Genomic DNA, 10,172 nt, shown 5'->3' on the forward strand with positions numbered 1-10,172 from the left:
CTGCTCAGACTGGCGCCGGCGCGAAGCCGAAGCGCCGAAGCAGGGCCTGCCCGTCTGCGCCGCTCAGGAAGTCCAGAAAGGCCTTGGCCCCTGCAGGGTCCCCAGATCCGTCCTGGCGTTGAACCGGAGCCGCCGAATAGGTGATGGGCGGATGACTGGAGGCGGGAAAGGTCGCCACAACCCGCACCCGCGGCTCGGCGCGGGCGTCCGTCGAATAGACCACGCCGAGGGGAGTCTCGCCGCGCGCGACCAGAGCCAGCGCGGCGCGCACGTCGTCACCGGGAGCCAGCCGATCTTCGACTGACTCGTACAGGTTCAGACGGGTCAAGGCTTCGCGCGCGTAGCGACCGGCGGGCACATTGGCTTCGGCAATCGCCAGCCGGCCATCGCCAAGCCGAGCGGCTACGCCGTTTGGTGAGGCCAGATTGACGGAGGTGATGGAGGTCGTCGCCGGGACGATCAGCACCAGCCGGTTGGAGGCGAGCCGGCGTCGGGCCGCAGGCTCGATCAGGCCACGTTGTTCCAGCCAGTCCATCCAGAATTCGTCTGCCGAAACGAACAGGTCAGCGGGCGCACCCCGCTCGATTTGGCGGGCCAACAGCGCGCTGCCTGCGTAGCTGGCCCGAACGCTGCGGCCAGAATGGCGCTGGTAGTCGGTCATGGCCGCGTCCAACAACTCCCGGAGACTGGCCGCAGCGAACAGGTCGATCGGCGCGGGGCCGGCGCGGCGCGGCGCGCAGGCGACCAAGGCTGCGGCTGCCAGCAGCATCACCCCGTTTCGCCGTCCGATACCCCCCGCTTTCGTCATGGATCCGCGTCTCCTCCTGGGCCAGTCGGTCTGGTTCGCACCCACTGACTAGCATGGCCGGCTTCGTTGGCGGGACAGGGGGACGCCGTCGTCGTGCTTGATCTTCATCAAGGCCCGTCAAGCCTCGCGTCATAGGTTAGGGCGATGCGGTCCGATAGAAGTCCGCGTGAGTTCGCTCCGAGCGGTCTGACCTAAAGCGCATCCGCGCCACGGTCGGGCAGCCGGATCCGCAAGGATCGAGGGCGGCGGGAGAAATCCCTCCGCCTCCCGTGTTTGGAAAGGAGCTTCCATGGCGTTCGACGCCGCCAAGATTGCCGACGGTTTCGGCCGCCGGTTTCACTACCTTCGCCTCTCGGTGACGGAGGTCTGCAATTTCAGCTGCACCTACTGTTTGCCGAATGGCTGGAAGAAAACCGGGCCACTGTCGTTTCTGACAGTCGATGAGATCGGTCGTCTTGTGGCCGGCTTTTCCGAGCTGGGCCTTAGCAAGGTTCGTTTGACTGGTGGAGAACCCACCGTTCGGAAGGACTTCAACGCCATCATCGAGACGGTCGCGGCCGCGCCCGGCGTGGCAAAGGTCGCGATGACGACGAACGGCTGGAACCTGGCCCGTCACGCGACCGACTGGCGCACCTCGGGTCTCAGCCACATCAACGTCAGCATCGACTCGATCGACCCCGAGACGTTCCACCGGATCACCGGACACGACAAGCTGAACGAGGTCCTGACGGGTCTGGACCTGGCCTTGGCCGAAGGCTTCGCGGCCGTAAAGGTCAATGCTGTCCTGTTGCGCGAGACGGCCGAAGCCGGATTCGACGGCTGGGCGCGCTTCGTCCGTGATCGGCCCGTGGCCGTCCGGTTCATCGAACTGATGAAGACGACCGACAATGACGAGTATTTCGCCCGCCACCACGTGAAGGCCCAGGGCCTGCGCGACTGGCTGGATCGGAACGGATGGACCCCGACGGAGCGCGCCTTCGACGCGGGACCGGCGCTGGAGTATCGCCATCCCGACCACGCGGGAGCCATCGGCCTGATCGCACCCTATGCGCCGGGATTCTGCGACAGCTGCAATCGCCTGCGGGTCACCTCGAAGGGCAAGCTGCGCCTGTGCCTGTTTGGAGACGGCGGGGTCGATCTTCGTGAACTGCTCCAGGATGACGGCGACCGAGAGGCGCTGACGCAGCGCATCGTCTCGTCTCTTGGAGGCAAGTCAGCCGGCCATTCTCTCGCCCTGGGACATTCGGGCGACCTGCGGAACCTGGCCCAGCTCGGAGGCTGATCAGCCTAGAACTGAGCCGCAGGTGCGACCCCTTTGGGTGGCCCATCGCTCGCTCTCGGCCTTGCCGACGGCGCCCGTCGGCGGCGGCATGTGGTTGTCGATCAGCGGATGAGGGCGCGCCAGTCGTTCGAGGGCGTCCGGCCGGCCGAGACTGACCTCGGCGCCGTGTACGGCGACCCCGTAGCTGGACAGGCTGGCGAAGGCCCGGGAGAGGTTTTCAGGGGACATGCCTAGGAGAGAAGCCAGCACTCGCTTCTCATGGGGCAGGACGATCGGATCGCGCATTCCCTGACGGACGCGCTGGGTGATCAGATAGTTGGCCAGCCGTTCGACGCCGCCGCGAAGCTTCTGGTTTTTAACAGCCCGCACAAGGCCGCGGTAACAGCCGGACAATTCCTGCGCCACCGCGAAGCTGAAGTCGGCGTCCTGTCGCATGGTGCGGCGAAGGGCTTCTCCCGACAGCATCAGTATCTCGGACCGTTCCAGCGTCCGCGCCGACATCAAGGCGTCGGCATCCAGGACGACAGCTGCCAGGATGAAGGTGGAGACGGGACGCAGTAGCGCCAGGGTGGTCTCTTTCTCTTTCCAGGAACCTTGGAGTTCGACCGCCCCGTCAAGCAGCACATAGAGGAAGTCGACGGTGTCGCCCTCCATCAGCAGGGTCGTGCCCGCCGGAAAACGCTGTAGGAAGGCACCGGCGGTGACGTCTCTGAAGACTTCCGGCGAAGCCCGGGAAAACAGCGGCAGCGCTCTGACACGGTCCAGATCGGCGGCGCGCATGGTCATCAGTTATGTTCCCCGTACGATTCGAGAGTGAGGCTCTGGCGTGATCGCCCTGCCGGGTGCGACCGTGACCTACAACTAGGGCATCACTTGACAAATATCAATCAACGCAGATGATTTTGCAAAATACGCAGCCGTATATTTTCGTTTTACTGAAGTTTTCTTGTATCCGGACACGCCTGAGCCAATTCCACCAACAGTTCAATTGATAACCGTCAAATAGCGCCAGCCAAGCGCGCGCTAAGTCTCATGGAACGACAGCCGACAAGCGGCGACGTTCTATGGAGCAGGCTAGGTGGTATCCGCCTCCGAAACATCAGCGCCGGGCGCGACGTCCGCCCTTTGGATCAGCACCTTCGCCTTCACGGCGTGCTTTGCGGTGTGGACGATCTTTTCGATCATCGGGGTCCAGATCAAGGCTGACCTCAGCCTGTCAGAAGCGCAGTTTGGTCTGCTGGTCGGAACCCCCATTCTGACCGGCTCGCTGGTGCGTGTGTTCCTCGGCGTCTGGACCGAGCAGTTCGGCGGCCGGCGGGTCAGTCTAATCGTCATGACGCTGGCTGCCGCGGCGACTTTCCTTCTTTCCTACGCTGAAACCTACCCCCAGTTTCTGGTCGCGGCCCTGGGCGTCGGCATGGCGGGCGGGGCCTTTGCGGTCGGCGTCGCCTATGTCTCAAAATTCTTCCCCGCCGGCCGGCAAGGCACTGCCCTGGGTATCTTCGGCGCGGGCAATGTCGGCGCGGCGGTGACCAAGTTCGCGGCGCCCTTCGTCATGCTGGCGCTGGGCTGGGAAGCCGTGGCGCAGGTCTGGGCCGTGGGCCTCCTCCTCATCGCCCTCGCGGCCTTTTTCCTGACCCGCGACGAGCCCCAGCTGATCGAGCGCCGTCGGACGGGGCAGAAGCCTGTGGCGGCCTGGATGCAACTGGAGCCGCTGAAAGATCTCAGGGTCTGGCGGTTCGCCCTCTACTATTTCTTCGTGTTCGGCGGGTTCGTCGCGCTCGCCCTCTGGCTCCCTCACTATCTGACCGGGGCCTATGGCGTAGGCATCGGCGTCGCCGGCATGCTGGCCGCCGCCTATTCGATCCCCGGTTCGCTATTCCGGGTGTTCGGGGGCTGGCTCTCCGACAGGATCGGTGCCCGGAAGGTCATGTATCTGACCTTCATCATCAGCGTCGTCTGCGCCTTCATCCTGGCCTATCCGGCGACCTCCTATGTGGTCGACGGTATCGACGGGCCGATCCGCTTCCGCCTGGCGATGAGCCTGCCCGCCTTCACCGTAGTGGTTTTCGTGCTCGGCTTCGCCATGAGCCTCGGCAAGGCCGCCGTCTACAAACACATCCCCGTCTACTACCCCGACCACGTCGGCTCGGTCGGCGGGCTGGTCGGGATGATCGGCGGTCTCGGCGGTTTCATCCTGCCCATCACGTTTGGCGTCCTGAATGACCTGACCGGCGTCTGGACCAGCTGTTTCATGCTGCTGTTCCTGCTGGTGCTCACAGCCCTCGTCTGGATGCATTTCGCCGTCCGTCGGATGGAGCGCCACCGCTCCCCGATGCTGGCGACCCTCCCCGAATTCCCCGAGCTCGCCGGCATCGGCCCCGACAAGGCTGCCGCGATCTCACCCACCGGTTCGCACTAGAGAAAGACGCGGATGTCTCGTTCCATCCTTACTGACTGGCGTCCCGAAGACCCAGAATTCTGGTCCACGACCGGCAAGGCGATCGCGCGCCGCAATCTCTGGATCTCGGTGCCGAACCTCCTCCTAGCCTTCTCGGTGTGGATGGTCTGGTCCATGGTGGTAGCCAAGCTCGGGCTGATCGGATTCAAGTTTACCACCGATCAGCTGTTCTGGCTGACCGCCCTTCCGGCCCTCTCGGGTGCGACACTCCGCATTTTCTACAGTTTCATGGTGCCGATTTTCGGCGGCCGTCGCTGGACGGCTCTGTCGACCCTGTCCCTAGTCGTCCCGGCGCTCGGCATCGGGCTGGCGGTCCAGAACCCCGACACGCCCTACTGGGTGTTCGTCACACTGGCCCTGCTCTGCGGGCTCGGCGGCGGCAATTTCGCATCGTCGATGTCGAACATCGCCTTCTTCTTCCCCAAGGCGGAGAAGGGCAATGCGCTCGCCATCAACGCCGGGTTCGGCAACCTCGGCGTCAGCGTCATGCAGTTCCTTGTGCCCGTGGTGATCACCCTTGGCCTGTTCGCGCCCGTCATCGGCGCGCCCCAGATCGCCGTGGACAAGGGTGTCGAAAGCCAGATGTGGCTTCAGAACGCCGGCTTCGTCTGGATTCCCTTCCTGCTCGCGTCCGCCGTCGCGGCCTGGTTTGGCATGAACGACCTCAGCTCGGCCAAGGCTTCCTTCGCGGCACAGTCAGTGATCTTCAAGCGCAAGCACAACTGGCTGATGTGCTGGCTCTATGTGGGCACCTTCGGCTCATTCATCGGCTTTTCGGCCGCCTTCCCCCTGCTGACCAAAACCCTGTTTCCGGAGGTGAACGCGCTGCAGTTCGCCTTCCTGGGCCCGCTGGTCGGGGCGGCCTCGCGCGCCCTCACCGGATGGGTGTCCGACCGCTGGGGCGGCGAGAATGTCACCCAGGTCGTCTTCGGCGCCCTCATGGTCGGCGTGCTAGCGGTGCTCTACAGCGTCGGCGGCTTCGGGGCTGAACCGTCGTTCGTGCTGTTCTTCGCCGCCTTCCTCTGGCTGTTCTTCTGGACCGGGGTGGGCAACGCCTCCACCTTCCAGATGATTCCCGCGATTGTGCGGATCGACATGCCGCGGCTGATGCCGCAGGCGACCGCTGTGGTGCGTCTCAAGGCGTCCGAGATGGAGGCCGCCGCGATCATCGGCTTCTCCTCCGCCATCGGCGCCTATGGCGGCTTCTTCATCCCCATGGCGTTCGGCGACTCCATGCGCGCCACCGGCGGTCCCGAGACCGCCCTCTATACCTTCCTCGCCTTCTACCTGAGCTGCGCGATCGTGAACTGGGTCTTCTACGCCCGAAAGCGCTCGATGCTGCATTCCCCCTCGACCACCACAGAACCGGCGGCCTGATCATGAGCCATACCCTCGATCGTCTCGCATTCTTCACGCGCAAGACCGAACTGTTCTCCGACCGCCACGGCGTCATGAACGACGACGACCGCAGCTGGGAGGAGGCGTACCGGGACCGCTGGCGTCACGACAAGATCGTGCGCTCGACCCACGGCGTGAACTGCACCGGCTCCTGCTCGTGGAAGATCTACGTCAAGGGCGGAATCGTCACCTGGGAGACCCAGCAGACCGACTATCCCCGTACCCGGCCGGACCTTCCCAACCACGAGCCGCGCGGCTGCGCCCGTGGGGCCAGCTACAGCTGGTATCTCTATTCGGCCAACCGGGTGAAATATCCGCTGGTGCGCTCCCGTCTGCTGCGGGTGTGGCGCAAGGCGCGCGAAACCATGGAGCCGGTCGCGGCCTGGGCCTCGATCCAGAACGATCCCGCCGCTCGCAAGTCCTACACCAGCATGCGCGGGGCCGGCGGCTTTGTGCGGGGCACCTGGGACGAGATCACCGAGATCATCGCCGCGGCCAACGCCCATACGGTCAAACGCTGGGGCCCCGATCGCGTGTTCGGCTTCTCGCCGATCCCGGCCATGTCGATGATCTCCTACGCCGCCGGTGCCCGCTATCTGCAGCTGCTAGGCGGGGTAACCGGCTCCTTCTACGACTGGTACTGCGACCTGCCGCCCGCCTCGCCCCAGACCTGGGGTGAGCAGACCGACGTGGCCGAGAGCGCCGACTGGTACAACTCCAGCTTCATGCTGTTGTGGGGCTCCAACGTTCCGCAGACCCGCACGCCGGACGCCCATTTCTACACCGAGGCCCGCTACCGCGGCGCCAAGTCCGTCGTCATCTGCCCCGATTATTCGGAAGCCTCGAAATTCTCGGACCTGTGGCTGCCGGTCAAACAAGGGACCGACGCGGCCTTGGCCATGGCCTTCGGTCACGTGATCCTCAAGGAGTATCACGTCGACAAGCAGGTCCCGTATTTCCGCGACTACCTGCGCCAGTACAGCGACCTTCCCATGCTGGTCCGCCTGGTCCCCCAGGAGGGCGGCTATGTGCCCGAACGCCTGGTGCGGGCGTCGGATTTCGTCGGCGACCTCGAACAGGCCAACAACTCCGACTGGAAGACCGTCGCCATCGACGAGGCCACCGGCGAGATCGTCGTGCCCAACGGCTCGATCGGCTTTCGCTGGGGCGAGGACGGCCGCTGGAACCTTGAAGAGCGGGACGCCACTGGTCGCGAGACCACGCTGAAGCTCGGCCTCAAGGACGTGCATGACGAAGTGGCCGGCGTCCGCTTCCCCTATTTCGCCAATACCGCCAGCAATGGCTTCGCCTCCACAGACCACCCCGATGTCCTGACCCGCAACGTGCCGGTCCGGCGCGTGATGCTGAAGGACGGCGAGGCGCTGGTGGCCTGCGTCTACGACCTGTTCCTGGCCAATTACGGCGTCGACCAGGGTTTCGGCGGCGATTGCATGCCGGAGTCGTTCGACGACCTGCAGCCCTATTCGCCGGCCTGGGCCGAGGCCATCACCTCGGTCCCGCGCGATCAGATCATCGCCACGGCTCGCGGCTTCGCCACCAACGCCGAAAAGACCAACGGCAAGTCGATGGTGATCATCGGCGCGGCGATGAACCACTGGTTCCACATGGACATGAACTACCGCGGCGTCATCAACATGCTGGTGATGTGCGGTTGCGTAGGCCAGTCCGGAGGCGGCTGGGCCCACTATGTCGGACAGGAGAAACTACGGCCTCAAACCGGCTGGGCTCCCCTGGCCTTCGCCACCGACTGGATCCGTCCGCCCCGCCAGCAGAACTCGACCTCGTTCTTCTACGCCCACTCCGACCAGTGGCGTTACGAGACCGTCGGCATCGAGGAACTGTTGTCGCCCACGGCTCCCGCGGGGCCGTGGAAGGCCTCGATGATCGACTTCAACGTCCGGGCCGAGCGGATGGGCTGGCTGCCCTCCGCCCCGGCGCTGAAGACCAATTCGCTGGATGTGGCCAAGGCGGCTGAAGCGGCCGGAGTCGACCCCAAGGCCTACACGCTGGATGGGCTGAAGGACCGCTCGATCGAACTGTCCTGCATGGACCCCGATGACCCGGCCAACTGGCCACGCAATATGTTCATCTGGCGTTCGAACCTGTTGGGCTCCTCGGGGAAGGGCCACGAGTATTTCCTTAAACACCTGCTCGGCGCCTCGCACGGCGTCCAGGGCAAGGATCTGGGCCAGACCGGTCAGGTGAAGCCCGTCGACGTGGTCTGGCACGACGACGCGCCGGAGGGGAAACTCGACCTGCTGGTGACCCTCGATTTCCGCATGTCGACCACGGCAGTCTATTCCGACATCGTTCTGCCGACCGCCACCTGGTACGAGAAGAACGACCTCAACACATCCGACATGCACCCCTTCATCCACCCGCTATCCGCGGCTGTGGATCCGGCCTGGGAATCGAAATCGGACTGGCAGATCTTCAAGGCCATCGCCAAGAAATTCTCGGCTGTCGCTCCGGAGGTCCTCGGCATCGAGAAGGACGTTGTCCTTACGCCGATGCAGCACGACAGTCCCGCTGAGATGGCCCAGCCTTTCGAGGTGAAGGACTGGTATCTCGGCGAGTGCGAGGCGATCCCGGGCAAGACCATGCCGCAGATCACCGTGGTCGAGCGCGACTATCCCAACCTCTACAAGCAGTTCACGGCGCTCGGGCCACTGCTCGACAAGGTCGGCAACGGCGGCAAGGGCCTGGCCTGGAAGACCGGTCATGAGGTCGATCTGCTGCGCGAGTTGAACGGCGCCGTGCTCGAGCCCGGCCTGACCGAGGGCATGCCCAGCATCGATACCGACATTGACGCCTGCGAGACCATCCTGATGCTGGCGCCGGAGACCAACGGTGAGGTCGCGGTCAAGGCCTGGGAGGCGCTGGAGAAACAAACCGGTCGCGAGCACGCCCACCTGGCCCTGCCCAAGGAGGACGAGAAGATCCGCTTCCGCGATCTGCTCGCCCAGCCGCGCAAGATCATCTCATCGCCCATCTGGTCGGGCATTGAGAGCGAGAAGGTCTGCTACACCGCCGGCTACACTAATGTGCATGAGCTGATCCCCTGGCGGACGCTCACCGGCCGCCAGCAGCTCTACCAGGATCACCTGTGGATGCGGGCGTTCGGCGAGGCGCTGTGCGTCTACAAGCCGCCGATCGACCTGAAGACGACGCATGTGAAGGGCCTCAAGCCCAACGGCGAGACCGAGATCGTCCTCAACTTCATCACCCCGCACCAGAAGTGGGGCATTCACTCCACCTATTCCGATAACCTCCTGATGCTGACGCTCAACCGCGGCGGGCCGGTGGTCTGGATCTCGGAGACGGACGCCCGCAAGGCCGGTATCGTCGACAACGACTGGATCGAGGTTTTCAACGCCAACGGGGCCCTGACGGCCCGGGCCGTAGTCTCCCAGCGGATCCGTGAAGGCACGACCTTCATGTACCACGCCCAGGAGAAGATCGTGAACACGCCGGGGTCGGAGATCACCGGCCGGCGCGGCGGCATCCATAACTCGGTCACCCGCACCGTGCTCAAGCCGACCCACATGATCGGCGGCTACGCCCAGCTGTCCTACGGCTTCAACTACTACGGAACCGTGGGCTCGAACCGGGACGAGTTCATCGTTCTGCGCAAGATGAAAACGGTCGATTGGCTTGATGAGCCGCTCGAGCACAAGGAGTTCGGCCAATGAAGATCCGTGCACAGATCGGCATGGTGCTGAACCTCGACAAATGCATCGGCTGTCACACCTGTTCGGTGACCTGCAAGAACGTCTGGACCAGCCGCAAGGGCGTCGAATACGCCTGGTTCAACAACGTCGAGACCAAGCCGGGCATCGGCTATCCCAAGGAGTGGGAGAACCAGAAAAAATGGAACGGCGGCTGGCGGCGCAAGGCCAACGGCAAGATAGAGCCGCGCATGGGCGCCAAATGGCGCATCCTGGCCAAGATCTTCGCCAACCCCGACCTGCCAGAGATCGACGACTATTACGAACCTTTCGACTTCGACTACGGTCACCTGCAGACGGCGCCGGAGATGAAGCATTTCCCCACCGCCCGGCCGCGTTCGCAGATCACCGGCAAGCGGATGGAGAAGATCGAATGGGGCCCCAACTGGGAGGAAATCCTCGGTGGGGAGTTCGCCAAACGGTCTGAGGACGCCAATTTCGAGGGCATCCAGAAGGAGATCTACGGCCAGTTCG

General features: G+C 64.3%; 6 protein-coding genes, 1 pseudogene and 1 riboswitch. Of the genes and pseudogenes, 5 read left to right on the forward strand and 2 right to left on the reverse strand.

The window, feature by feature from the left end; genetic code table 11:
• Positions 1-4: 4 nt before the first annotated feature.
• The gene (gene modA, locus B3E43_RS02075; RefSeq protein ID WP_292026232.1) at positions 5-808 is read right to left on the reverse strand and encodes a molybdate ABC transporter substrate-binding protein; all 804 of its coding nucleotides are present in this window, start codon (positions 806-808) and stop codon (positions 5-7) included.
• A 163-nt stretch (positions 809-971) separates the two neighbouring features.
• Positions 972-1,109, forward strand: a riboswitch (molybdenum cofactor riboswitch).
• Between modA and moaA the strand changes: the two genes are divergently transcribed.
• Positions 1,098-2,090, forward strand: coding sequence for a GTP 3',8-cyclase MoaA (gene moaA / locus B3E43_RS02080; protein WP_292026233.1), 993 nt, complete (start codon positions 1,098-1,100; stop codon positions 2,088-2,090). (Overlaps the previous riboswitch by 12 nt.)
• On the opposite strand, the gene B3E43_RS02085 is transcribed toward moaA, so the two are convergent.
• On the reverse strand, positions 2,091-2,870 hold the full coding sequence (locus tag B3E43_RS02085; RefSeq protein WP_292026240.1) for a cyclic nucleotide-binding domain-containing protein: 780 nt from the start codon (positions 2,868-2,870) through the stop codon (positions 2,091-2,093). It lies immediately after the preceding gene.
• A 298-nt stretch (positions 2,871-3,168) separates the two neighbouring features.
• On the opposite strand from B3E43_RS02085, the gene B3E43_RS02090 reads away from it, so the two are divergent.
• The 4 genes and pseudogenes from B3E43_RS02090 to narH form a co-directional block, all read left to right on the forward strand.
• Positions 3,169-4,512, forward strand: a complete 1,344-nt coding sequence (locus tag B3E43_RS02090) for an MFS transporter (RefSeq protein WP_292026234.1) — start codon at positions 3,169-3,171, stop codon at positions 4,510-4,512.
• Positions 4,513-4,524: 12 nt separating this feature from the next.
• Complete coding sequence (locus tag B3E43_RS02095) at positions 4,525-5,928, forward strand: MFS transporter (RefSeq protein WP_292026235.1); 1,404 nt, start codon at positions 4,525-4,527, stop codon at positions 5,926-5,928.
• Between the two features lie 2 nt (positions 5,929-5,930).
• Complete coding sequence (locus tag B3E43_RS02100; RefSeq protein WP_292026236.1) at positions 5,931-9,662, forward strand: nitrate reductase subunit alpha; 3,732 nt, start codon at positions 5,931-5,933, stop codon at positions 9,660-9,662.
• Positions 9,659-10,172: pseudogene (narH, locus tag B3E43_RS02105) on the forward strand (nitrate reductase subunit beta); the annotation flags it as partial. The gene B3E43_RS02100 and the pseudogene narH, both read left to right, overlap by 4 nt.

This window comes from Brevundimonas sp. UBA2416, from assembly GCF_002343105.1.
Classification (GTDB): domain Bacteria; phylum Pseudomonadota; class Alphaproteobacteria; order Caulobacterales; family Caulobacteraceae; genus Brevundimonas.